The 23,326-nt window shown below is 61.9% G+C and carries 23 protein-coding genes and 8 pseudogenes; 18 read left to right on the top strand and 13 right to left on the bottom strand.

What is annotated here, in order from left to right:
• Positions 1-4 precede the first annotated feature (4 nt).
• A complete protein-coding gene (locus tag B0G76_RS26655) occupies positions 5-1,153 on the top strand; it encodes a DUF1501 domain-containing protein (RefSeq protein WP_120296832.1) in 1,149 nt (382 codons plus the stop codon).
• A 105-nt stretch (positions 1,154-1,258) separates the two neighbouring features.
• On the opposite strand, the pseudogene B0G76_RS26650 reads toward B0G76_RS26655, so the two are convergent.
• Positions 1,259-1,885: pseudogene (locus B0G76_RS26650) on the bottom strand (tyrosine-type recombinase/integrase); the annotation flags it as partial.
• Here B0G76_RS26650 and B0G76_RS26645 point away from each other — a divergent pair.
• Genes B0G76_RS26645 through B0G76_RS26635 form a run of 3 tightly spaced genes read left to right on the top strand, consistent with a single transcriptional unit; the run spans position 1,866 to position 3,945 of the window.
• Positions 1,866-2,039: a tyrosine-type recombinase/integrase gene (locus tag B0G76_RS26645; protein ID WP_183082152.1), complete on the top strand. Its 174-nt coding sequence runs from the start codon at positions 1,866-1,868 to the stop codon at positions 2,037-2,039. The pseudogene B0G76_RS26650 and the gene B0G76_RS26645 sit on opposite strands and share 20 nt — an antisense overlap.
• Positions 2,036-2,962: a tyrosine-type recombinase/integrase gene (locus tag B0G76_RS26640; RefSeq protein ID WP_120295146.1), complete on the top strand. Its 927-nt coding sequence runs from the start codon at positions 2,036-2,038 to the stop codon at positions 2,960-2,962. The genes B0G76_RS26645 and B0G76_RS26640 overlap by 4 nt, the downstream gene beginning before the upstream one ends.
• Complete coding sequence (locus B0G76_RS26635; RefSeq protein ID WP_120295145.1) at positions 2,959-3,945, top strand: tyrosine-type recombinase/integrase; 987 nt, start codon at positions 2,959-2,961, stop codon at positions 3,943-3,945. The genes B0G76_RS26640 and B0G76_RS26635 overlap by 4 nt, the downstream gene beginning before the upstream one ends.
• A 439-nt stretch (positions 3,946-4,384) precedes the next feature.
• Here the strand turns inward: B0G76_RS26635 and B0G76_RS26630 are convergent, their stop codons facing one another.
• Both B0G76_RS26630 and B0G76_RS26625 read right to left on the bottom strand, forming a co-directional pair.
• Positions 4,385-5,590, bottom strand: coding sequence for an IS91 family transposase (locus B0G76_RS26630; protein ID WP_120295144.1), 1,206 nt, complete (start codon positions 5,588-5,590; stop codon positions 4,385-4,387).
• A gap of 8 nt (positions 5,591-5,598) precedes the next feature.
• Positions 5,599-6,477 carry a site-specific integrase gene (locus tag B0G76_RS26625; RefSeq protein ID WP_120295143.1) on the bottom strand — a complete coding sequence of 293 codons (879 nt, stop codon included), beginning with the start codon at positions 6,475-6,477 and terminating at the stop codon, positions 5,599-5,601.
• A gap of 198 nt (positions 6,478-6,675) precedes the next feature.
• Between B0G76_RS26625 and B0G76_RS26620 the strand changes: the two are divergent.
• A pseudogene (locus B0G76_RS26620) lies at positions 6,676-7,152 on the top strand (transposase); the annotation flags it as partial.
• A 40-nt stretch (positions 7,153-7,192) separates the two neighbouring features.
• On the opposite strand, the pseudogene B0G76_RS26615 reads toward B0G76_RS26620, so the two are convergent.
• The 3 genes and pseudogenes from B0G76_RS26615 to B0G76_RS26605 form a co-directional block, all read right to left on the bottom strand.
• Positions 7,193-7,329 (bottom strand): annotated as a pseudogene (locus tag B0G76_RS26615) (IS110 family transposase); the annotation flags it as partial.
• 181 nt (positions 7,330-7,510) lie between these two features.
• A complete protein-coding gene (locus B0G76_RS26610; RefSeq protein WP_120295142.1) occupies positions 7,511-7,903 on the bottom strand; it encodes a cupin domain-containing protein in 393 nt (130 codons plus the stop codon).
• A gap of 2 nt (positions 7,904-7,905) precedes the next feature.
• On the bottom strand, positions 7,906-8,496 hold the full coding sequence (locus tag B0G76_RS26605; protein ID WP_120295141.1) for a LysE family translocator: 591 nt from the start codon (positions 8,494-8,496) through the stop codon (positions 7,906-7,908).
• Positions 8,497-8,597: 101 nt separating this feature from the next.
• Between B0G76_RS26605 and B0G76_RS26600 the strand changes: the two genes are divergently transcribed.
• Positions 8,598-9,488, top strand: coding sequence for a LysR substrate-binding domain-containing protein (locus tag B0G76_RS26600; RefSeq protein WP_120295140.1), 891 nt, complete (start codon positions 8,598-8,600; stop codon positions 9,486-9,488).
• A gap of 37 nt (positions 9,489-9,525) precedes the next feature.
• Here the strand turns inward: B0G76_RS26600 and B0G76_RS44930 are convergent.
• A pseudogene (locus B0G76_RS44930) lies at positions 9,526-9,639 on the bottom strand (LysR family transcriptional regulator); the annotation flags it as partial.
• A gap of 34 nt (positions 9,640-9,673) precedes the next feature.
• On the opposite strand from B0G76_RS44930, the gene B0G76_RS26590 reads away from it, so the two are divergent.
• A complete protein-coding gene (locus tag B0G76_RS26590; RefSeq protein WP_120295139.1) occupies positions 9,674-10,132 on the top strand; it encodes a TrbI/VirB10 family protein in 459 nt (152 codons plus the stop codon).
• Here the strand turns inward: B0G76_RS26590 and B0G76_RS26585 are convergent.
• A complete protein-coding gene (locus B0G76_RS26585) occupies positions 10,126-10,491 on the bottom strand; it encodes a helix-turn-helix domain-containing protein (protein WP_120295138.1) in 366 nt (121 codons plus the stop codon). The genes B0G76_RS26590 and B0G76_RS26585 overlap by 7 nt on opposite strands.
• An 85-nt stretch (positions 10,492-10,576) precedes the next feature.
• Between B0G76_RS26585 and B0G76_RS26580 the strand changes: the two genes are divergently transcribed.
• Together B0G76_RS26580 and B0G76_RS26575 are read left to right on the top strand one after the other, a co-directional pair.
• Positions 10,577-11,311, top strand: coding sequence for an SDR family NAD(P)-dependent oxidoreductase (locus B0G76_RS26580; RefSeq protein ID WP_120296830.1), 735 nt, complete (start codon positions 10,577-10,579; stop codon positions 11,309-11,311).
• A gap of 72 nt (positions 11,312-11,383) precedes the next feature.
• On the top strand, positions 11,384-11,983 hold the full coding sequence (locus B0G76_RS26575) for an NADPH-dependent F420 reductase (protein ID WP_120295137.1): 600 nt from the start codon (positions 11,384-11,386) through the stop codon (positions 11,981-11,983).
• A 243-nt stretch (positions 11,984-12,226) separates the two neighbouring features.
• Here B0G76_RS26575 and B0G76_RS26570 read toward each other — a convergent pair.
• Positions 12,227-12,806 (bottom strand): annotated as a pseudogene (locus B0G76_RS26570) (TetR/AcrR family transcriptional regulator).
• 17 nt (positions 12,807-12,823) lie between these two features.
• Here B0G76_RS26570 and B0G76_RS26565 point away from each other — a divergent pair.
• The 5 genes and pseudogenes from B0G76_RS26565 to B0G76_RS44145 form a co-directional block, all read left to right on the top strand.
• Positions 12,824-13,561, top strand: a complete 738-nt coding sequence (locus B0G76_RS26565; RefSeq protein ID WP_120295136.1) for an NADPH-dependent F420 reductase — start codon at positions 12,824-12,826, stop codon at positions 13,559-13,561.
• 53 nt (positions 13,562-13,614) lie between these two features.
• On the top strand, positions 13,615-14,556 hold the full coding sequence (locus tag B0G76_RS26560; RefSeq protein WP_120295135.1) for an SDR family oxidoreductase: 942 nt from the start codon (positions 13,615-13,617) through the stop codon (positions 14,554-14,556).
• A gap of 202 nt (positions 14,557-14,758) precedes the next feature.
• Complete coding sequence (locus tag B0G76_RS26555) at positions 14,759-15,379, top strand: NADPH-dependent F420 reductase (RefSeq protein ID WP_120295134.1); 621 nt, start codon at positions 14,759-14,761, stop codon at positions 15,377-15,379.
• Between the two features lie 171 nt (positions 15,380-15,550).
• A pseudogene (locus tag B0G76_RS26550) lies at positions 15,551-15,733 on the top strand (LysR family transcriptional regulator); the annotation flags it as partial.
• A pseudogene (locus B0G76_RS44145) lies at positions 15,732-15,884 on the top strand (DDE transposase); the annotation flags it as partial. The pseudogenes B0G76_RS26550 and B0G76_RS44145, both read left to right, overlap by 2 nt.
• A 41-nt stretch (positions 15,885-15,925) precedes the next feature.
• On the opposite strand, the gene B0G76_RS26540 reads toward B0G76_RS44145, so the two are convergent.
• On the bottom strand, positions 15,926-16,699 hold the full coding sequence (locus B0G76_RS26540) for an SDR family oxidoreductase (protein ID WP_120295133.1): 774 nt from the start codon (positions 16,697-16,699) through the stop codon (positions 15,926-15,928).
• Between the two features lie 129 nt (positions 16,700-16,828).
• Between B0G76_RS26540 and B0G76_RS26535 the strand changes: the two genes are divergently transcribed.
• A complete protein-coding gene (locus B0G76_RS26535) occupies positions 16,829-17,413 on the top strand; it encodes a TetR/AcrR family transcriptional regulator (protein WP_259460741.1) in 585 nt (194 codons plus the stop codon).
• 116 nt (positions 17,414-17,529) lie between these two features.
• Here B0G76_RS26535 and B0G76_RS26530 read toward each other — a convergent pair.
• A pseudogene (locus B0G76_RS26530) lies at positions 17,530-18,357 on the bottom strand (ISL3 family transposase); the annotation flags it as partial.
• Between the two features lie 51 nt (positions 18,358-18,408).
• Between B0G76_RS26530 and B0G76_RS26525 the strand changes: the two are divergent.
• On the top strand, positions 18,409-19,188 hold the full coding sequence (locus B0G76_RS26525) for an IS6 family transposase (protein WP_120295131.1): 780 nt from the start codon (positions 18,409-18,411) through the stop codon (positions 19,186-19,188).
• A 3-nt stretch (positions 19,189-19,191) separates the two neighbouring features.
• Positions 19,192-20,424 carry a Tn3 family transposase gene (locus B0G76_RS26520; protein WP_409076764.1) on the top strand — a complete coding sequence of 411 codons (1,233 nt, stop codon included), beginning with the start codon at positions 19,192-19,194 and terminating at the stop codon, positions 20,422-20,424.
• Between the two features lie 173 nt (positions 20,425-20,597).
• Here B0G76_RS26520 and B0G76_RS44140 read toward each other — a convergent pair whose 3' ends face one another.
• Together B0G76_RS44140 and B0G76_RS44925 are read right to left on the bottom strand one after the other, a co-directional pair.
• Positions 20,598-21,209 carry a hypothetical protein gene (locus B0G76_RS44140; RefSeq protein WP_259460739.1) on the bottom strand — a complete coding sequence of 204 codons (612 nt, stop codon included), beginning with the start codon at positions 21,207-21,209 and terminating at the stop codon, positions 20,598-20,600.
• Entirely contained in the window at positions 21,193-21,306 is a 114-nt protein-coding gene (locus B0G76_RS44925; protein WP_409076763.1) for a Mu transposase C-terminal domain-containing protein, read from the bottom strand. The genes B0G76_RS44140 and B0G76_RS44925 overlap by 17 nt, the downstream gene beginning before the upstream one ends.
• Positions 21,307-21,970: 664 nt before the next feature.
• Here B0G76_RS44925 and B0G76_RS26500 point away from each other — a divergent pair.
• Positions 21,971-23,167, top strand: a complete 1,197-nt coding sequence (locus B0G76_RS26500) for an IS4 family transposase (RefSeq protein ID WP_120289567.1) — start codon at positions 21,971-21,973, stop codon at positions 23,165-23,167.
• The last annotated feature ends 159 nt before the right edge of the window (positions 23,168-23,326 follow it).

Raw genomic sequence — 23,326 nt, 5'->3', positions numbered from 1 at the left:
TGCCATGCTTTCACGCCGCAAGTTTCTAAGCGTTGCCGCTGCAGGCGCGGGCGCGATTCTCGTGTCGCCGCAGATCGCTTTTGCAAGCGTCGCAACCGATCGCCGTTTCGTGTTCGTGATCCAGCGCGGCGCGGCCGACGGCCTGAACATCGTCGTGCCGTATGCCGAGCCCGCCTACGCGACACTGCGCGGCGCGCTGGCGATCGACGCCTCCAACGCGACCCGGCTCGACGGCACCTTCGCGCTGCATCCCTCACTGGTGCAGACCGCCGCGATGTATGCGAATCATCAGGCGCTGTTCGTGCACGCGGTGGCGTCGCCGTACCGCGACCGCTCGCATTTTGATGGGCAGAACGTGCTGGAGACCGGCGGCACGTCGCCGTATCAGATGAAGGACGGCTGGCTGAACCGGCTCGTTGCCTCGATGCCCGCCACACGCGAGAACGCGATCGCCTTCGCGCCGACCGTGCCGATGGCGCTGCGCGGCAAGGCGGCGGTGACGTCGTACGCGCCCTCGGGGTTGCCGCAAGCGCCTGACGATCTGCTCATGCGGGTCTCGCAACTGTACGACCAGGACGCGCAATTGCGCCCGCTCTGGGAATCGGCCATGACCGCGCGCGGCCTCGCAGGCGACGCCGGTGCGCGCCAGGACCCGGCGAGCCTCGGCAAGCTCGCGGCCGGTTTTCTGTCGCGCGACGACGGCCCACGTATTGCGATGATCGAAACCGGTGGCTGGGACACGCATACGGCGCAGAACGCGCGCCTCGCCAATCAGTTGAAATCGCTCGACACCATGCTCGCGGCGTTGCGCGACGGCATGGGGCCGTTGTGGACCAGGACGACGGTTGTCGTGGCAACCGAGTTCGGTAGAACCGCTGCCGCCAATGGGACGGGGGGCACCGATCACGGCACGGGTTCGGTGGCGATGGTGCTGGGCGGATCGGTGGCGGGCGGGCGCGTGCTTGCCGATTGGCCCGGCCTGAAACCGGGCGACCTTTACGAAGCGCGCGATCTCAAGCCGACGCAGTCGCTGGATGCCTTGATCGCCGGCGCCGCGAGCGAAAGCCTCGGACTCGATCCCCAGCGTACCGCCGCCGCGCTATTCGGCCAGACCGCGGGAATGCGGCCAATGACAGGCCTCGTGCGCGCATAACCCCAAAAATCGCCAGGGAGAGCAAAGGAACTTCAGATAGGGGTCGCTTGAGAAAACGGAAAATAAAGCACGTTTAGCCGACGACGCCGGGTCGGAGGGCGTGGGCTACGGCGCGGCGAACGCCTCATCCATCTGCCGGGAGCGTTTGGCCTCGTCGCTCAGCAGGGAGATCGAGGTCGTTGCGATAGAGGCGTGGCGCAGGTTGTCTCGCACGGTCGTCAGCTCCGCGCCGCGAGCGAGCGCATGGGTGGCGTGGGTATGGCGCGTCCAGTGGGGGCTGGCGCGACGCAACTTTTCAGCTAGTACGGGATGATCGGTGCCGATGACATCGGCGGCCAGGCGGAAAAAGCCGCGCATCACGAACCACAGACGGGAACGGGTGATGCCCGTTGCTCCTTCCCCGTCAAAACTCGCCAGTAGCGGGGCTTTCGGATTCCAGCGCTGCGGTGTCACTGGCAGACGCCTCTGGACGAGGTACTGTTCGAGTGCAACGCGCGCGAGTGGCGGAAAAGCCACCTTGCCGGGCTTGCCGTCCTTGCCCACGAGATTGAGCCAGTGGGCACCGCGTTCATCTATCCGGATCTCGCCAAGCCTCGCGCTGACCAGTTCGCTCGCACGCAGACCGGTCGCATAGGAAAAGTCGAGCAGGAAGCGCAGCCGCTGGGCGGCGGGTGCTTCCCAGCCGTAGGACCATTCCAGTCCCTTGGCGATCGTGCGAACCAGCCCCCATTCGCTTGCAACCCAGATGGTTCGCTCGGGTGTTGCACTTCCCGAGGTCGCCCAGGTATTGCGTCATCGGCGCCTGATGACCACGTCAATCTACGCGAAGGTCGACCGGGATGGGCTGCGCCTGCTCGCCCGTCCGTGGCCGGGAGGTGCGGCATGAGCGAATTACATTGTGCTCTGGCTGAGTATTTGAATTTGCGCCGCTCGCTGGGCTACAAGCTGCGACGGTCGGAGAAGCTGCTGAAGCAATTCATTGATTTTTTCCTGGCCACAGGAGCACCGGCGATCACCATTCAACACGCTTTAACGTGGGCGTGCCAACCAAACGACGGCAGCAACAACTGGTGGGCCTATCGTCTATCGGCCGTTCGTGGATTCACTAAGTATCTGCAAGCCACCAATCCTTCCATCGAGGTTCCACCATCCGACTTATTGCCTTGGCGGCCGCACCGAGCCTGCCCGTATCTGTATCGTGAGGAAGAGATCATCGCCTTAATCAAGGCCGCCGGCGCGCTCAGCTCACCGCTACGAGTAGCAACCTACCAGAGCTTGATCGGATTGCTTGCCGTGACCGGGATGCGAGTGGGTGGAGCGATCAACCTCGATCTGCATGACTTCGATGCGCGCAATGGCACACTGATCATCAGAAATGCGAAGTTCAATAAGATGCGAGAAATTCCCTTGCACCCAACAACGGTCGCGTCGTTGAAGCGTTATCTCGCCCGCCGCAACCGAATGGCCAGCGCCGAGGGAACCTCTGCACTGTTCATATCTCCGACGGGCAGCCGGCTCCTGTACTGCAACGTTCAGTGGACCTTCCAGCGAGTGGTCCGCCAAGCAGGTCTCGTGTCGCGCACCACTCATTGTCGCCCCCGTATTCATGACATGCGTCATGCGTTCGCCGTTAATACGATGCTCGAGGCCTACCGAGATGGTTCGAACACGCAGCAACGCCTCACGCTGCTTTCAACTTATCTTGGGCACGTAAGCCCGGCATCGACCTATTGGTATCTGTCAGCAGCTCCGGAGCTACTCGCTAAGGCAGCCGAGCGTCTGGAGCATCTGCATGGAGAGCAAACATGACTGAACTTGCCATTACTCTGCAAGCATTCTTCACTGATCGACTCATCCGGGAGCGTCACGCGAGTCCATGCGCGGTTGCGGCGTATCGCGATACGTGGCGATTGTTGCTTGGTTTCTGCGCAAAGCGAACAGGCAAATCACCTTCGGCACTTGATTTTACTGATTTCGACATTTCGCTTGTCTGCGCCTTCCTGGACCACCTCGAACGGGAGCGTAGAAACAGCGTGCGTACTCGGAACGCTCGGCTCGCCGCCATCCACTCACTGTTTCGCTACGCGGCGTTACGCCACCCCGAACACGCAGCCACCATCGCTCGGGTGCTGGCGATACTTCCCAAGCGCTTTGAGCGCGCGATCGTTACCTTCCTTACCGAAGTTGAAGTGCGAGCGTTGCTTGCGGCACCCGATCGCACCTTATGGTCAGGACGACGTGACTACGCGATGCTACTGGTCGCGGTGCAAACCGGTTTGCGAATCTCAGAGGTGATCGGCCTGCTACGGACTGACGTTCACCTCGGCGCTGGCGCACATGTCGCCTGTCAGGGTAAGGGCCGAAAGGATCGCATCACACCCTTGAGCGTCCCTGTGGCTAACGTGCTGCGCGTATGGCTTGCCGAGTGTGAAGCCAATCCAGCTGCGCGGTTGTTCCCAACGCGCACCGGTACACCTCTCAGCCGAGACGCGATTGAGCGCCGTATCACTCTCCATGCAGCTAAAGCATCCACTGCGTGTGCGACTTTGGCAAACAAGAACGTTACTTTCCATGTGCTTCGACATACGGCTGCGATGCGGCTTCTGGAAGCGGGAGTCGATCCCACGATAATCGCTCTATGGCTAGGCCATGAATATGTCGACACCACTACCTACCTTCATGCACATCTAGGCATCAAGGAGCAAGCTCTCGCCCGGGCCCGAATGCCGAACGCGAACCCGGCCCGGTATCGTCCCTCCGATCCACTTCTCACCTTCCTGGAATCGCTCTGATTATGCCGATTCCTACGCCGCGTTCACCGCCAGCACCGCCGCATTGCGGCTGCACACCGGCGTAATCCGGAGGTCGGCATAAGGCAGAGATTTTTTTGGTTGGCGGTCGCGGCAACCAGCGCATCGACATGTCGTCGAACCTGATCCGCGACCGGTAATCAAAAAAATGTTTGTGCTAAACCGCTCCACAGGCGGTGGCCGCTATGGGCATTGAATGACCGCCGCGGTAATTTGTGATGTCTTGCAGGGGCGATCACACACGGACTTCCGGCGAGAGTGGGAAGCATCACGTGTAAAGGACGCGGGAATGTGCGCGTGAACCGGCAAATCATCCGCCATTTTGGAGTACGCTGGTGCGCGAGCAGATCGAAGGCACGAGTGCAGCCGCGTTGACCTCGTCAGGAAAGGCGAACGTGTACGGAAACAGGTGCGGTGGCAACTAGCGCGCATGGGTGGGACCTGGCGGGGCTCGTGGAAGGCTGCCGGGTATGTCTTCGATGCGGAGCATGTGTCCCTTGCCACATACGGGACAGTCGCGCAGTGACTTGCCGGTGAGTCGCTGGTAGCGGTCACGGTAGTCTTCCCGGGGCTCGGCTGCGGCAGCGGCGGGAGCCTCGACACCGAGCAGCTGCCTGCAGGTGGCGAGCTTGTCGGCACGGTGGCAGTTGGCGAGCCACCCGTAGCTGCGAATGCGCTTGAAGCCGTCAGGCAGCACATGCAGCAGGAAACGACGGATGAACTCGTCGGCCGTGAGCGTCATGGTCCTTTGTCTGGGCTCGTGCCGGTAGTCCTTCCAGCGGAACTGCACGGTGTGCCCGTCGAAGGCGAGCAGCCGGTTGTTGGAGATGGCGACGCGGTGGGTGTAGCGGCCCAGGTAATCGAGCACGTGTTCGGCACCGCCAAAGGGTGGCTTGGCGTAGACCACCCACTCCGCCCGTGCCGCGGGTGCAAGCCAGGTTGCGAATTCGACGGGATCGCTCAGGGATTCGAACTGACCGTGCAGGCGCAGCCCGCCGGCGTCGTAAGCGCGGCGCAGCTGTTCGAGAAACAGGCGGCGAAAGAGCCGTGACAGGACCCGCACGGACAGGAAGAAGCCGGGACGGCAGGCGATCCAGCGCTCGCCGTCCGGGGAGATGCCGCCGCCCGGCACAACGCAATGCACATGAGGGTGATGCTGCAGATTCTGTCCCCACGTATGCAGGATCGTGAGGAAGCCGATCTCGGCGCCTAGGTGCTTCGGATCGGCGGCGATCGTGCGCAACGTTTCGGCGCTGGCGCGAAACAGCAGATCGTAGAGCGTCCTCTTGTTCTGGAACGCGAGAGCGGCGATGGATTCCGGAAGTGTGAAGACGACATGGAAATACTCGGTCGAGGGGAGGAGCTCCGCATGCCGGCGTTCGAGCCATTGCGCGCGGGCGAGTGACTGGCACTTCGGACAGTGCCGGTTACGACATGAGTCGTAACTGATGCGCTGATGGCCGCATGCATCGCACTGCTCGAGATGGGCACCAAGCGATGCGGTACGACACAGCTCGATGGCACTCATCACGCGTCGCTGCACACGACTGAGCCCCTCGGCATGGGATAGCCGGAAACTGGGCCCACACTGGCGGAAAATGTCCGCCACTTCGAGCGCCGGCCGCATGACTGCGCTCAGAAGTACTCGGGCGCAGGTGGCGGGGATGGAACGGGTGCAGGGTGCGGCAGCAGGTCGAAGGGACTGGTGGTGGCGCACACGGTGCTGGTGGCCACCTTCAGGTACCGGGACGTTGTCGATAGGGATCTATGGCCCATCAGCAGCTGGATCCGGCGCACGTCAGTACCGGCTTCCAGCAGATGCGTGGCGAACGCGTGTCGCAAAGAATGGGGTGTCACGGGTTTGGTGATGCCGCTGCGCTTGCGTGCAAGCTCGCATGCGTCGCCCACGGCATGGCGGGTGATGGGCCGCCCCGGAATGCTGCCTGGAAAGAGCCATTCCTTCGGATGGGCGTCCTGCCAGTACAGCCTCAGGATCTCGAGTAGCCTCGTCGAGAGCATTACATAGCGATCCTTACGGTTCTTCCCCTGGTTCACACGAATAACCATGCGCTTGCTGTCGATATCGGTGACCTTCAGATGCACGACTTCCGACACCCGCAGTCCGGCGGCGTACGCGGTCATCAGGATGGTGCGGTGCTTGAGACTGGCGACCGACTCGAAGAAGGTGGTGATCTCCTCCAGGCTGAGGACGACGGGCAGTCGGAACGGCTTCCTGGGCAGGGGAAAGTCCTCGTCACTCCAGTCGCGCTTGAGCGTCACGCGGTAAAGAAAGCGCAGTGCACCGATCGTTGCGCCGAGACTGGCGGGTGCCAGCTTGCGCTCTTCGAGGAGGTAGACGAGCCAGGCCCGGATCTCGTCGGGACCCAGCAGTTCGGGCGAGCGGCGGAAGTGCCGGGCGAAACTGCGTACCTGAATCAGATAGGACTTCTGGGTATTATCCGCAAGGTTGCGGATCTGCATGTCATGCAGCATGCGTTGGCGCAGTGGTGTCATGGCGAGCCTCCTGGAAGCAGTGGGTGGAATGCCCAACCGGGCGTTCACATACTGCTCCTGGCGACACCGCTCACCACCTCGCTGGGGTTCAGCGTCAGACAACCCTCTTCATCAAACGTCAGCCATAGACCTGTGCCCACCTCCCCCTACCGCGTCAGCGGTTTAGTACAATGGAACTTAGGCCGATATCGGCCTAAGTTCCACAAGATGGGCAACGTGCTCAATGCGCTGCCGAAATCGCAACAGGCACGCGCGAAGGCCGATATGCAGGGCATCTGGATGGCGGCCACGCGCGCCGAAGCATATGCGGCGTTCGACCGGTTCGTGTCGATCTATGCGGCAAAATATCCGAAGGCGACGGAAACGCTGAAGAAGGACCGGGAGAGCCTGTTAGCCTTTTACGAATTCCCAGCCGAACATTGGCAGCATTTGCGGACCACGAATGCGATCGAGTCGACGTTCGCGACCGTGCGCCACCGGACGACGCGTACGCGCAACTGCGTGTCGCGACCGACCTTCCTGGGTCTGGCATTCAAACTGATCGAGGAAGCCGAGAAAACCTGGCGCCGCATCAACGGCCCTGAACAGATCAAGCTGTTGCGGGAAGGCATTGCCTTCAGGGACGGCGAACCGGTGCAAGACGATCAACCCGGTCAGCAGAAACTCGCCGCCTGACGTCGCCGGCTATCAACCGCTCATACACCAGACTTGACCGTATCTCGCGATGATGGCCTTTACCTACGTCAACGCCAACGAAGACGTCGACGGAGTTATGTTGTTGGTTTTCTTGCATCGAAGTGTTTATGCAGATTGAGCTGGTTGGCCTGCAACATCGGTGGCAAGTCTCGGCATCCACGTTACGGACGGCCTCAAGATATCCTGGCCGAGCCCCTATTAGCGATCACCAGCCACCCACCAGGCCCGGTGACAACACCCCCCGGATCATGACTGCGACTGGGGGCGAGAATCATGCCGGGCCTGGCTGGCCAAATCCTCAATTATCGAGGAGTGAAGATAGTAACGGGGAGTGAATTCAGAGTGATCCGCGTAACTGCTCTTCGATCGTCCTCGTCGAGGGTGATTCCACGTGCCCCGTATGCTTTGTCTGCACGGGCTCGATCAGCACGATCCAGCATTCGTCGTCTGCGACTGGATTGTGCAGCGTGCCGCGCGGCACCACGTGCATCGAGCCCGCGGGCAGATCGACGACACGCCCGCCCTCATATTCGATCTTCAGATGTCCGCGTACGACGAAGAACAGCTCGTCCTCGTGCTCGTGGTCGTGCCACACGAACTGCCCACGCACTTTCGCGACCTTCACGTACTGATCGTTGACCTGAGCGACGACTTTCGGCGACCAATAGTCGGACACGTCGACGAACGCAGCTTCAAGGTCGAACGATTCGGCAAACGGATGGGACGACATGCTTATCTCCAGATTGGAATAAGAGAGGCGGCGAGCAGCGCGCCCATCGCGAGATTGAGAATGCGCCAGTGGCGCGGCGTTCGAAAGAACCGCGCTAGCAGCACGCCGAGCGCGCACCAAAACGCGAGCGACGCGCACGCAGCAACGCCAAACGCGGTCCCGAGCAGCATCGCGAGTCGGCCCGGATTGCTCGCGTGCAGCGCGAACGACGCCGCCGCGCCGACCGTCATCGCCCAGCCTTTCGGGTTGAGCCAGAGCAGCAGCAAGCCGTTGACGAGCGTAACCGGGCGCGCGGGACCGTTGGCTGCGCTTGGCGGCCCGCTGCGCACGACGCGCCACGCGAGCCACAACAGGTACGCCGAGCCGAGCGCCTTGACCGCCGTTTGCAGCGACGGCAGCGCGAGCAGCAGACCGGCCAGCCCAAGCGCGGCGACCGCAGCGAGCGAGGCGAGGCCCATTGCGATGCCGAGCATCAGCGGAATCGAGCGTACGAAGCCGAAGCGTGCGCCCGAAGCGGTGGCGAGCGTGGTTGCGCCACCTGGCGTCGCGGTCGAGACGGCGACGAAAAGCAGAAGCGGCAGGAGCGAGGTCATCGGCGCACATCCGGGTGAGTGAGATCTGCACTGTACGGATCGCCAACACATCGTGAAAGGTAATAATATTGATGCGATCCATTATGCGGAATAATGCATAGATGAGCCGAAACCTCGACCTCGATCTGATCCGTACCTTCGTTGCCGTCGCCGATAACGGCAGCATGACGGTCGCTGCGAATCTGCTGCACATGACGCAAGGCGCCGTGAGCCAGCAGGTGAAGCGTCTCGAAGACGTACTGGATTGCCTTCTATTCGTGCGCAAGACGCGCAAGCTGGAGCTTTCGCGCCAGGGCGAGCAGTTTCTTGTGAATGCGCGCAAGCTGCTGCGGCTGAACGACGAAATCTGGGCCGACATGATCGACCGGCCGCTGCGCGGCGCCCTGCGTGTGGGTGTGCCATACGATCTCGTGATGCGGCTCGCGCCGGCGCTGAAGGCATTCGCCGAGGCGCATCCACACGTCGACATTTCGCTGGTATGCGCGGCGTCACCGGAACTGCGCAAAGCGGTCGATAGCGGTCGTGTGGACGTGTCGTTGGTCGAATCCGTCGCGAGCGAAGCCGAAGGCGACGTGGTCCGCATCGAGCCGCTGGTGTGGGTCAACGGGCGCGGCAGCGACGCGTGGCGGAAGCGGCCATTGCCGCTGTCGATGGTGGACGAGCGTTGTGCGTTCCGACCGGTGGTGCTCGGCGCGCTCGCGAACGAGGGCATCGCGTGGCGCACGGTGTTCGAGAGCGGCAATATCGAGGCAACCGCTGCGACGGTACGCGCGGGCCTCGCGGTCACGACCTGGCTCGTCTCCACGGTGCCGGCCGATCTGGAAACGCTCATGCCTCAAGCAACCGGCCTGCCCACGCTGCCCCCGTTCGCAATCTGCCTGCGATTGCCCGCGACGGCTCAACCGGCGGCGCAGGAATTCGCGCGCCACGTACGCGAATCGATGTCGAACGACGCAGGTACTCGACACACGCGACGGGCGAACATTGCGTGACGTACCGCGTTCGAAGTGCCTTCCGGACGTCGCGGCTCTACAAGCGCTGGGGCAGCGCAGCCGCAAAAAAATCGGTGACCCGGCGCACGCGCGCGGGCACGAAACGACGCCTCGGCCAGACTATACTCACATCGCGGGCGTCCCGGATGTTCGTTTGAATCCGTCTCGTCAAGAAGGGGCGGTGAATTCGAAGTTCAACAACGTGCCGTTCTTGCAGGTGCCAGCTATCGCAGCCGCAAGCGACGAACGGCGAAAACTACAGCTCGCAACAGATCGTCGCCAGCTCGCTCGGCCTGCAGCTCGGCCAGCTCGGGATGCAGCTCGCGCAACGCGGGCTCGACATTCAGCCGACGCTTGAAATCCGTCCGGGCTACCGCTTCAACATCATGGTCACGAAGGACGTAGTTACCGGCTACGGCTGCGCGTCTTGCTCTGCCTGTCGGCCGGGATCGAGCCGGCCGCCCACTTCGGGAGCTGCTGGGCGAGGAAGCGGGTCTGCTCGTTTTCACACGAAAACAGGAGGCCTGACGAGATCGCTGCCACAAAACATGGGCCAGAGCTCCCAAACCGGGCATCCTGACAGTTTGATCGGACGTATTCGACCTGCCGCGCTCCCACGACTGCGGGGGCGTCCGTCTCAGTAGGGCAAAGCGTCGCGCTTGGCGAAGATGCTTGCTATTTCCGCCGAGTTCTCGGTTCCCCAGGTACACAGCGGGACGATCGCGTCGGCCAGGCTGCGACCGAGCGGGGTCAGCGCGTAGTCCACACGCGGCGGCACCTCCTTGTAGTCGGTCCGCGCCAGCACGCGATCGGCCTCCAGATCCTTCAATTGCTGGATCAGCACCTTGTCGCTGACGCCCTGGGTCAAGCGCTTGAGCTCGCCGTAGCGCTTCGGGCCGTCGCGCAGGAAAAACAGGACCAGCGGTTTCCACTTGCCCGAGATGATGCGGAGCGTAGCGTTGAGCCCGCAGCCGGTATCGCAGATTTGAGAGGGCGTCGTCATATTCTAGTACTCACCAAAAAGTGCATACTTGTCCTAAGGTAATCGAGACTGGATACTTGTGCAACCCCAACCAAGGATGCACGACATGACCAGACTGAATGGAAAGACCGCCGTGATCACCGGTGGTGCTACCGGCATCGGCTTCGCCGCGGCAAAGCGCTTCATCGACGAGGGCGCCTTCGTCTTCATCTTCGGCCGCCGGCAGGAAGCGCTCGACGCCGCTGTGGCCGACCTCGGGCCCAATGCCCGCGCGGTGAAGGGCTCGGTCTCCGATCTTGCCGACCTCGACCGACTCTACTCGGCGGTGAAGGCCGAGCGCGGAACCCTCGACATCGTCTTCGCCAATGCCGGGGCGGGCAGCCAGCTTCCGCTCGGCAAGATTACCGCCGAGCACATTGACGAAATCTTCGACACCAATGTGAAAGGTTCGATCTTCACGGTCCAGAAGGCGCTGCCGCTGATGGGCCAGGGCGGTTCGATCATCCTGACCGGATCGAGCGCCGGCACCACGGGCGCCCCGGCGTTCAGCGCCTACAGCGCGAGCAAGGCGGCAGTGCGCAACCTCGCGCGGACCTGGGCGGAGGACCTGAAGGGCACCGGCATCCGGGTAAACGTGCTGTCGCCCGGGCCGACGGCGACCGAACTCGCGAAGGAAGCGCTGGGCGAGGAGGGCATGAAGGCCTTCGCCTCGATGAATCCGCTCCAGCGCATGGCTGATCCGGCGGAGCTCGGGGCGGCGGCTGCCTTTCTCGCGTCGCCGGACAGCAGTTTCATGACCGCCAGCGAAGTCGCCGTTGACGGCGGCCTTGCGCAAATCTGACGCGCTACGCCCGGCCGGTCACTCCATTCAATATTTGGAGCCCGTAGGGCGTGGGAAACCGAAGGAGAATATATGAGCTACGCAATTATCGGCTTCGGCAAGATCGGCCACGCTCTGGCCAAGGCATTTGCCCGCAACGGCATCGAAGTATCCGTTGCAACCACGCGCGACCCGGAAAGCTTTGCATCCGATGCGGCCGCGATCGGACTCGAGATCATTCCCAAAAAACTGGCGGACGCCGTCAAGGCGGACATCATCTTTTTGGCTGTCCGTTTCGAGTCGCACCCGGATGTCGCGAAGTCGCTCCCCACCTGGCAGGGGAAGACCATCATCGATGTGACCAATGCCTATGGCGTGCCCCCTGAGGAACTGGGAGGACAGCCTTCCTCCAAGGTCATCGCGCTGGCCTTCACTGGCGGTAGACTGGTTAAGGGCTTCAATCATTTGGCCGCCGCGGTCCTTGCCCAGGACCCGGCCGTACATGGTGGCAGGAGAGTCGTGTTCCTGGCGAGCGACGATGACGGCGCCGCAGCGGAGATTGGTGCGCTTGCGGAAAATCTCGGTTTCTCGCCGATCAAACTTGGCGGGCTTTCGGAAGGCGGACTGCTTGTGCAGGCGCGCGGAAATAGCTGGGGTCAACTGATCTTTAAGGACTTGGTCAAGTTCGACTAATGAATCCTGATCGCAAATTTCGATGTGATCCTGCCTATTTGGCAAAACTGGGCGTCGTGGACAAAGGGCAGCCACGGTTTGATTGAAGCGAGGGCGACGCGGGCGGTCGAGGTCTGCTTCCGCCCCATAGCGAACTATGCCGGTGAACTGATCACCGCCGGCCGGATGATCATCCGGCGTCGGTTCTGCTGATCATCCAGGTCGGTTTCTGCATCGGCAATAGCCATCTGAAGCCGATCTGATTCAACACGTTGTCTTCTTGACATCGTTGCTAGGCCGATTTGTCAGGATGGCGCCCGTAATAACGTGAACCAGATGATCGGCCCGTGGCGCGAATGAGGGCAGGTCGACGAGCCAGCCGAGCGCCGCCATCAGGCCGAACAGGTCGTCCCCCATTGATATCGGTGCGCGCCATACCTTCGGCCTGAACACGGAGCAGTAGCCGCGCGCTCGCTGAGTGCACCGCTGCGCATGAAGCATAAAGAGCGGAGTCCGGGTTTGTGTGGGCGGCCGCCATCAAGGCGACAACACCCCTATAGCTCTGGGCGAATGCCACCCATTCGCGAAACCAAGATACGAGCGCTTCGTCAGGTGGCTGTGACCTTTCGAGTTCGTCTGCCTCCTGCGTCAGTGCGTCCAGATTCGTACACAGCAACGCTTCGAACAAGGCTTCTCGCGTCGGAAAGTGACGAAGCAGCGTGGCCAACCCGACATCAGCCCGACGGGCGATATCGCGCATCGACGCATCGGCACCATGCTCGGTGACGACCTCACGCGCGACCGCGAGGATGTGGCTGTAATTTTTTTTTGCGTCGGCTCGCATGGGTTGCCTCTTGACAAATGGATCGCTGGTCCATATATTTGGATCACCGATCCATATGGTACAGCAAGCCGTACGATTTGGAGAGTACGAGCACCACCCAACTCACGAAGAGACTGCGCATGAGCACTATCAGCATCATCGGATCAGGCGGCATGGCTGCTGCGATCGGCGGCCTTGCCGTCGAGGCCGGACACACGGTCGAGGTGATGAGTCGCGACGCCGCGAAGGCACGGGCGCTGGCCGAGCAGCTCGGAGCTGGCGCGACGACAGGGACGTTCGGCGCCGCCCCGGCCGGGGACATCGTCATCCTGGCGGTTCCCTACTCAGCCGTTCTCGACGCGGTCAAGCAGTACGGCGAAGAGCTGGCAGGCAAGCTACTCGTCGACATCACCAACCCCATCAGATCCGACTTCACGGGCTTCTTAACCCCTGAGGACACTTTCGGCGCGCAGGAGATCGCGAAGGTCGCCCCTGCCGATGCAGATATCGTCAAGGCGTTCAACACCCAGTCCTCCCACGTCCTGGCTGCCGGTCCAGTCGAGGGCCACCCATTGGACGTGTTTCTTGCCGGGGACGGTGCACAGGCGAAGGCACGCGTATCGGCGTTCATCGACAGCCTCGGACTGCGCCCGATGGATGCCGGGCAGCTGGTCATGGCGCGGACGCTGGAGCACGCCTGCATGCTGTGGCTGGGCCTCATGACCCACTCCGTCAAACACACCAACTTCTCGCTCGGCATCCGCCTGCTCGGCTGAACGCACCGCTACCACCACTTCTCGCACCACATCAACTTACAGGGAGCAGCAACGTGCACGTTTTCGTCACTGGCGGGACCGGCCATTCCGGTCCGTACATCATCTCCGAGCTCATCGCCGCCGGCCACGAGGTCAGCGCCCTGGCCCGGTCGGACGCGGCCGCGGCTGCGGTCTCCGCGCTCGGCGCGAAGGTCCGTCGCGGCAGCCTCGAGGATCTCGACGGGCTCAAGATGGCCGCCGCGGACTCCGACGGCGTCATCCACGTCGCGCATAGGCAAGACCTGCTGCCCACCGGCGGGATCGCCGCCGTCGCCGCCGCGGAGGTCCCGATCATGCTCGCGTACGGTGAGGCCTTGGCGGGAACCGGAAAGCCGCTGGTCGTGTCGGGGAGCATCGGCTCGCCCGGGTGGGAAAACCTGGGCCGGCCAGCCACCGAGGAGGACCCGACCCTTCCCGGCGGCGATGAGTACAAGGGCACCCTGCGGGTTCGTAACGTCGTGGAAACCACCGTAATCGGCCTCGCCGAGCGGGGCGTGCGGTCTTCGATCGTTCGGATTCCTCCCATCATGCACAGCACGACCGACAATGCCGGCTTCCTCCCGTTGTTGATCGGGCTCGCGAAGGAGAAGGGCGTCATCGGCTACCCCGGAGACAGCGCGAACCTGTGGTCGGCCGTGCACGTCCGCGACCTCGCCTCCTTGTTCCGCCTGGCGCTGGAGAAGGGGCCGGCTGGCAAATATTGGCATGCGGTCGGCGACGAGGGTATCTCGTTCCGCGAGATCGCCGAGGCCATTGGCAGCCGTCTGGGCCTGCCCGCCGTGAGCATTCCTGCGGACGTCCTGATGCTGCCGGGATACTTTGGGTTCCTCGCGAATTTGGTCACGCTGGACCTCCCGGCGTCCAACCTCATCACCCGCCAGACCCTCGGCTGGGAACCCGCTCAGCCCAGCCTGCTCGCCGATTTGGACAACGGCCATTACTTCCCTGCCGGCTGATGAACTGACGGCAGAGAGCCGGGTCGCAACGAGTCCGGCGGACAGCAATGTCGCGATGCCGTGGTCCGTTCGCCCCAAGACTCTTTCGAACTGGGCATGCCCTGAGGGAAGCCGCACGCGGCTTGGCACACACGGAATATCAACCGGGGGACGCCCCGTTTAAGGACTACCAGCAATACCCCAACTCACGAGGAAACTGCACATGAGCACCATCAGCATCATCGGATCAGGAAGCATGGCCGCGGCGATCGGCGGCCGTGTCGCCAAGGCTGGACACACCGTCGAGGTGGTCAGCCGCGACCCCGCCAAGGCGCGGGCGCTGGCCGACCACCTCGCAGCCGGAGCGACCACAGGGACGTATGGCGCCGTGCCGGCGGGCAACATCGTCATCCTCGCTGTGCCGTACTCTAGTGCGGCGGCGGCGGTGGCCGATTACGGGAACGCGCTCGACGGCAAGGTAATCATCGACATCACCAACCCGGTCGCCCCCGACCTCTCGGGCCTCGTCACCCCCCACGGCAGTTCTGGTGCGCAGGAGACCGCCAAGGGCGTCCCCGCCGGCGCGCATGTCGTGAAGGCGTTCAACACCATCTTCGGTCACGTACTTGCCAAGGGTGGACGCCTCGACGCGTTCATCGCAGCCGACGATCCGGAGGCCAAGGCGCGCGTCTCAACTTTCCTCGAAAGTCTCGGGCTGCGTCCGTTCGATGTCGGCGGTCTGCAGATGGCCCAGACGCTGGAGGCGCTTGGCCTGATGATGATCGGCCTGGCCCGAAACGGCGCCGGCACCTGGGACCTCGCCTTGAACATCGATCTTGGCTGAATCACCGACGCCACGTCCTCACCGGCAGGTCCACAACACCACTGGGAGCAAGTCATCTCCAAGGCTGTGATCGCAATTTGATTGACCGAGGCGGAGGGCATTTCCTCCGAACGAGTGCCTGACAAACGACTTTCTCTGATCGACGGCGCGACAGTGTGACTGGAAATCAGGATGGACATACGCCACCTACGCTGTTTCATTGCGGTCGCCGAAGAATTGCATTTCGCGCGAGCCGCGGAGTGACTGCACATTGAGCAGTCTCCGCTATCGCGGGCGATCAAGGAGTTGGAAGAAGACCTCGGCGTTCAGCTCTTTGTGCGTACTACGCGCGGCACTCGCCTGACTCGTGCGGGCATTGGCCAAGCTCCCCGCCGTTCTCAAACGGCTGCGTGAGCACCTCAAGCGGCTCATCAACGTAAAACGGCCCGACCGCAAATGCGATCGGGCCGTCAAGTCCCGTCCTGCTCGTTATGCCGTTCGATATCTTCGGAAAGACCTTAACTGAACGGCGTTACAGCCCCTATGAGTCAATTTCGCAACAGCTTCTTAAAGCCGGGCACCGCCCGTCGCGTCGATCACCTGCCCCGTAGTCCAGCGGGCCTCATTCGATGCGAGGAAGGCGATGACGTCAGCCACATCGGCAGGTTGACCCACTCGCGAAAAGACCGACATGGCCTCTGCGCCGGCGCGCGCCTCCGGCACTGTGATCCACGCCGCATTCATGTCGGTCTCCGTCACACCTGGCATGACCGCATTCACCGTGATGCCGCGTGGACCGAACTCAGGGGCAAGCGCCAGCGTCAGGGTTTCAAGGGCACCTTTCGACGCGGCGTAGGCGGGATGCGTCGGAGCCGCGACACGCGTAAAACCCGTCGAAACGTTGATGATTCGTCCATTGTCGCGGATGTGATCTGCTACAGCCTGGATCAGGAAGAACGGTGCCTTGAAGTTGATCGTCATGATCTCGTCGAAGACGGACTCACCGGTCTGAGACAGGGGAATCGCTGGTGCCACGCCGGCATTGTTGACGAGAATGTCAAGCCGGGGGGCGCCCGTGGCGGCGATCGCGGCTGCCTTGAACTGCTCCCAGAGACTGTCCGTGGCTTCTTTCCCGCGACTCAGGTCCGCTTTGATCGCGACGGCTTTCGATCCGAGAGCCTCGATCTCACGGACGGTGGCGTGTGCCGCATCCGCGTTGCCGCCGTAGTGCACGCCGATGAACGCAGCGCCTTCTCTTGCCAAAGCCAGCGCTACAGCACGACCGATACCACGTGAGCTTCCCGTCACCAGGGCCGATTTGTTTGAAAGTTTCGCGGACATCGACCACTCCTTTTCGACTACGTTGAATAGTGATCGCTATAATAATGACGCTGAAAAACCCCTGTCAACGATTTTTATAGGACTTGATATAAAATGAGCGGCCCCCCGCGGAAACGAGGCAGACCGAGGTTGCTGGACCGCGAAGTGGGGCTCGATGTCGCCGCGCGGCTGTTCTGGGAGCATGGATATGAGGGCACATCGATCGCCGACCTGACCGAAGCCATGGGTGTCCCAGCGCCGTCCGTCTACGCGACGTACGGGTCGAAGGAGGACCTATACAGACAGGCGCTCGACCATATCAGCGCGCGTGAGAACAAGCAGTGTCTGGAAGCGCTGCACGGAAAGATGCCGGCCTACGATGCGATAGCGTTCTACCTGCACGACGCCGCGACCCGCTTTACCGTCCCGGGAAGGCCGCGCGGCTGCATGATTTCGACTGCTATTCTTCAACACGGTGAAAAGAGCCAGTCTGTCGCCCAGACGGTCGCCGCGCGGCGGGAGATCGGGATACAGACCATCAAGGCACGCTTCGATCGTGCCGTCTCCGAGGGCGAGCTTGCGCCTGATACCGACACCGAAGTACTCGCACGCTTTTATGGCGCAGTAGTGCAAGGCATGTCAGCGCAAGCCTGTGATGGAGCAAGCAGAGAAACCCTGAAGCGGCTGGCTGATGTTGCATTGTCGGCATGGCCCCGGCCTCTGGCTCATCGCTAGAACCCGGCTCCGTGAGTGCGTGATCTGCTGTAGAAATCCTGGACAGAAACTTCGCCATGTGCGCCAGACATATTTGGTGGAGCCCATCAGCCACTTAATTTTCAAGAGCGACAGAATTCGCGCAACTGCTCTCGGTACATCCAGGCGTGGGCGGTGCGGTTGGTCGGGTACTGGCTGATCAGCGCCTCGAGATCGGTCAGTTGAGCGAGATTCAGCTTGTCAGCATCCTTGAGCAGCAACCAGCGCATGCCCTTCAGTGCGGGATCGGTCTTCTGCTGCGCGCGGCGCACGGCATCGAGGGCTTTGGACGCGTGGGCAACCACATGAAACTTGCCGAACGTCACGCGCGCATCGGGCAGATGCTCGTCCACGCCCTTGATGAAGGCGGGCGACATATCGATGCTCACCGACCGGATCTGGCCGGGCGTGCCGTTGTGTTCTTCGAGGTGGTTGGCAAAGCGTTCGATTACCCCCGCATCCTTGCCTGGCGTGACGAAGACCACGCGCCGCTCGTCCATGTCAGCGACCAGCGAAACATAGTCGTGGCCCCGTCGGCACGAGGTTTCGTCGATAGCCACCGCGGTGACGTCGGACAAGTCAGTCGCGGCCACCGCGAGATCCACGTAACGATCACAGATCGCCTTCACGCGATGCCACGACAGGTTCACCAGACGAGCCACCGCCGCAAATGTCATCTCCCGGCACAGCGTCAGTACAAGCGCTTCAAACAGCAGTGTAAAGCCATCGAGCTTGCCGATCCACTCAGGTTGCACGAGTCGCACCGAGCCGTCCGGCAAGCGCACGCGTGGCACCCGGACCTCCAGATATCACTCGTGCTGGAAGAAATTCAGGTGCCGCAGCCGCTTGATTTGCGTGTCGTGCACCGGATGCTCGCCGGCTACACCGGGATAGGCAAACCGGCTGCCTGCGACGAAGGGTTCTGTTGCAGTAAGGGGCCAGGTTAAAATTGAGCAGCAAATTTTTTGAGCTGTTCGATGAAGAAGACGAAGACATCGCGATCTGCGCTTGCCCCGGGCCTGGCGAAGGTCCTGAAGCGGCTTCACTACCCGCTTGAAGTGATTTTGCTGTGCGTACGATGGTACGTGGCCTATTCGTTAAGTTTGCGCAATCTTGAGGAGATGATGGACGAACGAGGTATCGCGGTTGATCATTCGACGGTGTACCGCTGGGTAATGAAGCTATTTAGAGAACGACAATTACCTTGGCCGGCGGCCATCGTAATTGACAATCTACAGCTATTGCCGCTATTCGAAAAGACGTTCCGCAAGCACAAGCGTCCGGTAGGGAAAAGCTGGCGAATGGACGAGAGCTATATCAAGATCAAGGGCGAATGGAAATATCTTTATCGGGCAGTGGACAAGGCGGGCGACACGGTCGACTTCCTGCTCAGGGCGAGGCGGGACAAGGTTGGCGCTCGGCGATTCTTTGAAAAAGCGATCGCCCGCAATGGTGCGCCAGAAACCGTGACCATCGACAAAAGCGGCTCCAATCTGGCCGCGTTGAATGCGGTGAATGCCGATCGCGAGACGCCGATCAAGGTGCGCCAGATCAAGTACCTGAACAACATCGTCGAAGAGGACCGTCGGGCTATCAAACGCCGGACCCGGCCGATGCTGGGGTTCAAGGATTTTCACTGTGCGAGGATCATTCTCGGCGGCATCGAGGTAATGCATATGATCAGCAAAGGACAGATGAAATGTACGGGCAAAGCCCCGTTGTCTGCTTCCCAGATGTTTTACTCCCTTGCCTCATAAGCAATACTGACCATATCGACATTTGTCGCCTCGTCACGCTTGCTGCAACAGAGCCGCTACGCTTCGCTTGTGAGTTGCGCACGCAACTATCTTCGCGTTGAAACGGTGCACTCGGCCAATGACGCGATCAGCAATGCGACTGCGGAGCTGCCCGCCTTTCACCTCTTCAACATCGGCGACCAGATCCATTCAAGCAGTGATGGCCAGCGCTTCGAGACCCAGTTCGATACCTTCCAGGCTCGCCATTCGCCCAAATACTTCGGCCTCGACAAGGGTATCAGCGCCAACACCGCCGTCGCCAACCACGTGCTGTTCAACCTGACCGTCTTCGGCGCTCACGAACACGAGAGCCATTACGTGTTCGACCTGCTCTACAACAACACCTCCGACATCCGCCCGCAGCTGCATTCCACCGACACGCACGGCACCAATCAGGTGAACTACTGGACCCTGTATGCATTCGGCTATCAGTTCGCGCCGCGCTATCGCGACTTCCACAAGAAACTTGCCGGCCTCGTCGGCCGTCATGCACCGGGTCACTACGGCAAGTGGCTTGTCAAACCCTCGCGCAGATCCAATGACGAGCTGATCATCCGTGAATGGCCCGCCGTCCAGCGGATCATGGCCTCGCTCGGGCAGAAGCAGGTCTCGCAGGCCACCATCGTGCGCAAGCTCTCGAGCTACAAGCGCCAGAACCAGACGAAAAAGGCGCTCTGGGAGCTCGACAACCTCTACCGTACACGCCACATCCTGCAGTTCATCAACGATGTCGGCCTGCGCCAGTCAATACAGAAGGCCCTCAACCGGGGCGAAGCGTATCACCGGCTGCGCCGCGCCGTCGCCTTCGTCAACGGCGGCAACCCGCGCGTGCACACCGAGGCCGAGCAGCAACTGTGGAACGAGTGCGCGCGCCTCATCGCCAACGCCATCATCCACTACGACAGGACCTTGCTCTCGCGCGTGCACGAGCAAAAACGGGTCACAGGCGACGAGGCCGCGATGACCTTCATCGCCGGCATGTCGCCGGTCGCCTGGCGGCACGTCAACTTCTTCGGTGCGATGGACTTCGGTGCCGCGACCACGCCCGTCGATATCGATGCGCTCGCCTCCCGTTACGCCGATCCCGAGTACTGGGCCCGCATGCTGCAGGCGGCAGCCGAAGAGGACGACACGGACGGCAGATATTCCGCCTTCACGATGTCCAGTACGCCATCCCACAGTCCATGGAAGCCTTGACCGGTAAGGGTTTGAGGGGGATTTTTCATATTTCGGGGGATGGGCGAAAATAGCCCGTATCGAGCTGGTCTATTCGGCGATTGGGTGCCCTCAGGGGCGTGGGAAGGTGGAGCGGCTGTTCGGAACGCTGAATACCAAACTGCTTCCGGACCTGTCAGGAAGGCATCGAATTTTCACAGGAAGGTTTCAGACAGAAGCGGGATCTCAATGTCGCCCCTACCGTCGGCGTATAACAGACCGAGCGAGATCGGGCGAGCGCGGCATAGACTTTTGCGTCCGACTTGTCGCGTTGCCCCATTCTTCGAGCGGCGTTTCGGCGATGTCCCATCGAGCTTGGCGCCGGGCGGAAAGCGTCTTCCCGACACCGGCGGGGCCATGACAAACACCGATATAGCGGTGCTTGCGAACAGCGTCGGCAAACCCTGAAAACGCCGATGGTCGCGAGTGACGATGAAGGTTCCGGTCCGCTCGCCATCAAGCGCGCTCATCACGTTGTCCTCGACATAAGTGCGAAGACGCGGCCGCGCCGGTAATGGCGTTTCCGATTTCGGCTTTGAGGGAACCGATATCTGGGCGGGCGGAGCTGGAAGCAGATCTGCGACGCGCCCTCGCTTCTGCTCGATCTCTTGGCGCAGCCTACGGCGATGGGCGGAGCGGACGGCCTGCACGTCTTTCAGGGTTACGCTCCGATTTTCATGTTCAGTGTTGACGGCGCGGCAGACGAAGGTGTTGCTGTGAAAGACCCGTATTTCACCCTTATGGCTGGGGTCATACCAAATGGTCACGGGCCTCGCCTACATAGGCCGCAAGCGTTGGATCGAGGAAGCTCAGCTCCTCGAAGTGGATTCCGTCGCGACGCACCACGCGCGGCCAGGCGACCATGACCAACAATGTGTCAATCGCGTCCAGGTCATCCGGAAAACGGGAGTCCAACCCTCGTCGCACCATGCATGGACTGGAACGACACCGATCGCGCCGTGGGTTCCACACACGAGACCGGATCGCGGTTATTTATTTTCAGAATAGTATCGACTAAATAATCCTGCTTGAGATGTCACGTTTCTGGAAACATACTCGTCCGGTCGTGGCACACCTACGCCGCAAGACGGGCAAGGAAGCGGATGCCGTGCTGGTGCGCAGGGGGCAAACCGGGCAGGGGCAGGCCGCGCCGGCCCGCGGGGAGGTACCGCTGTGCTGTTACACGCATAGTCACGCCGTCAGCGATCGCGGCGACTTCGAATGCAGGACCGGTATCCCACTCACGCCCGGCGCTGCCGGCTGGCGATTCATGCCGGGCCGGCGGGGCCGAATGTTCGCGCTGACCTGCGACGGCACCAGCCATGCTGTCGGGGATGGTCCGGCTGCCCCCTGCAGGCCCGATTCTCACGCTGCTGGACGGTGTCCTGTGAGCCCGGCAGGCTGCCTGGCGGCTCGCGCCCGGGGCAACCAGGGTGGGCTGCTGCGAGGGGGCTAGGCCCAATACTGTTAACAAGCTCAAATTTGTGTTAACTTTCAAGCCTCTGAACCAACAAGAAGAGCTTGAAGGATGGCAAGAACGGAAGCAACGCTGCCAGGCGGGGCGCGGCTCGCGGACTATCTGGCGGTGGGGTATCTGGCGCTGAACTGCTCCCTGGGACAGGTCAAGGAGGCGCTCACGAAGTGCGGCGTGCAGACGCGCGTGCGCCGCGACATGCCGCGTGAAGTGCTGGTGTATTTCGTGATGGCGATGTGCCTGTATCCGCGCGTGGCCTATGAGGAAGTGTTTCGTCTGGTGATCGAGGGACTGCGGCGCATCTACGGCGACCAGGTACGCGACGCGCAGGTCAGCAAGGCGGCGATCTCGCAGGGTCGCGCACGCCTGGGATGGCAGGTGATGCGCGAGCTGTTCGCCCGGCAGGCGGCGCAACACCCACGAACCGCAGGCGGCGACTATGCGGGCTATCGGGTCATGAGCGTGGACGGCTCCACGCTGGATGTGCCCGATGAGAAGGCCAATGCGCAAGCGTTCGGATATGCGCAGGGAGGGCGCGGTGAGGCCGCGTATCCGCAGATTCGCTTCGTAGCGCTGGCCGAATGTGCGACGCACGCGCTGTGTGAGGTCCAGATGGGCGGGGTATGCGAGCACAGCGAACAGGCGCTCACACGCCAGCTGTTTCCGGCATTCTCGGACGACATGCTGGTGCTGGCCGATCGCCTGTTCTATGGCTATGACATGTGGCGCGACGCGGTGGCCACCGGAGCGAAGCTGCTGTGGCGCGTGAAGTCGAATTTGCGGCTGCCGTGCGAAGTGCCGCTGGCAGATGGTTCGTACCTGAGCACTGTCTATGCCAGTGACACCGACAGGCGACACCAGCGCAACGGCATGCAGGTGCGGGTCATCGAGTATCGCCTGGAAGGTGTGCCTGATGCCGAGCCGCAGTATCGCCTGATCACCAATCTGCTGGACGCAGCGGTGGCGCCTGCCATAGAACTCGCGGCGCTGTACCACCGGCGCTGGAAAATAGAAGAGATGTTTGACGAGATCAAGACACATCTGTGCGACGGCAAGAAGGTGCTGCGTAGCAAGACGCCTGATCTGGTCCGTCAGGAGTTCTATGCGTTAATGCTTACCCACGCGGCGATCCGTCGACTGATGTATGAGGCTGCCCAGGACAGCGGGCAGCACCCGGAAGACTTATCGTTCGTTCATGCCGTACGCGTGTTGAACCGACGCCTGCCCGAGGCGGCGGCCGTTCCCCCCTGAGCAGTGGCAAAGTTGGAGGCTCAGCTTACTGCGGGAAATCGCCAGTGGGCGTGCCGTGCAAAGCCGCGGCAAGCGTAATCCCCGCGGCGTGAAGCGAAAGATGTCGAACTTCCGGATACGCCGACGATCGGAGCCGCTGAATCAGCGAATTTCACCGAA

The sequence above is a fragment of the Paraburkholderia sp. BL23I1N1 genome (assembly GCF_003610295.1).
Classification (GTDB): Bacteria; Pseudomonadota; Gammaproteobacteria; order Burkholderiales; family Burkholderiaceae; genus Paraburkholderia.
Note: the sequence above shows the minus strand (reverse complement) of the source record. Positions and strands in the feature narration are given on the sequence as shown.

Coding starts and splice junctions, on each gene's coding strand:
- B0G76_RS26640 (WP_120295146.1), top strand. CDS start 2,036: ATGAGCGAATTACATTGTGCTCTGGCTGAGTATTTGAATTTGCGCCGC.
- B0G76_RS26525 (WP_120295131.1), top strand. CDS start 18,409: ATGAAGAAGACGAAGACATCGCGATCTGCGCTTGCCCCGGGCCTGGCG.
- B0G76_RS26575 (WP_120295137.1), top strand. CDS start 11,384: ATGAGCTACGCAATTATCGGCTTCGGCAAGATCGGCCACGCTCTGGCC.
- B0G76_RS26655 (WP_120296832.1), top strand. CDS start 5: ATGCTTTCACGCCGCAAGTTTCTAAGCGTTGCCGCTGCAGGCGCGGGC.
- B0G76_RS44925 (WP_409076763.1), bottom strand. CDS start 21,306: ATGGTCGCCTGGCCGCGCGTGGTGCGTCGCGACGGAATCCACTTCGAG.
- B0G76_RS26610 (WP_120295142.1), bottom strand. CDS start 7,903: ATGTCGTCCCATCCGTTTGCCGAATCGTTCGACCTTGAAGCTGCGTTC.
- B0G76_RS26540 (WP_120295133.1), bottom strand. CDS start 16,699: ATGTCCGCGAAACTTTCAAACAAATCGGCCCTGGTGACGGGAAGCTCA.
- B0G76_RS26625 (WP_120295143.1), bottom strand. CDS start 6,477: ATGACACCACTGCGCCAACGCATGCTGCATGACATGCAGATCCGCAAC.
- B0G76_RS26500 (WP_120289567.1), top strand. CDS start 21,971: ATGGCAAGAACGGAAGCAACGCTGCCAGGCGGGGCGCGGCTCGCGGAC.
- B0G76_RS26580 (WP_120296830.1), top strand. CDS start 10,577: ATGACCAGACTGAATGGAAAGACCGCCGTGATCACCGGTGGTGCTACC.
- B0G76_RS26600 (WP_120295140.1), top strand. CDS start 8,598: ATGAGCCGAAACCTCGACCTCGATCTGATCCGTACCTTCGTTGCCGTC.
- B0G76_RS26585 (WP_120295138.1), bottom strand. CDS start 10,491: ATGACGACGCCCTCTCAAATCTGCGATACCGGCTGCGGGCTCAACGCT.
- B0G76_RS26635 (WP_120295145.1), top strand. CDS start 2,959: ATGACTGAACTTGCCATTACTCTGCAAGCATTCTTCACTGATCGACTC.
- B0G76_RS26630 (WP_120295144.1), bottom strand. CDS start 5,590: ATGCGGCCGGCGCTCGAAGTGGCGGACATTTTCCGCCAGTGTGGGCCC.
- B0G76_RS26605 (WP_120295141.1), bottom strand. CDS start 8,496: ATGACCTCGCTCCTGCCGCTTCTGCTTTTCGTCGCCGTCTCGACCGCG.
- B0G76_RS26555 (WP_120295134.1), top strand. CDS start 14,759: ATGAGCACCATCAGCATCATCGGATCAGGAAGCATGGCCGCGGCGATC.
- B0G76_RS26565 (WP_120295136.1), top strand. CDS start 12,824: ATGGATCGCTGGTCCATATATTTGGATCACCGATCCATATGGTACAGC.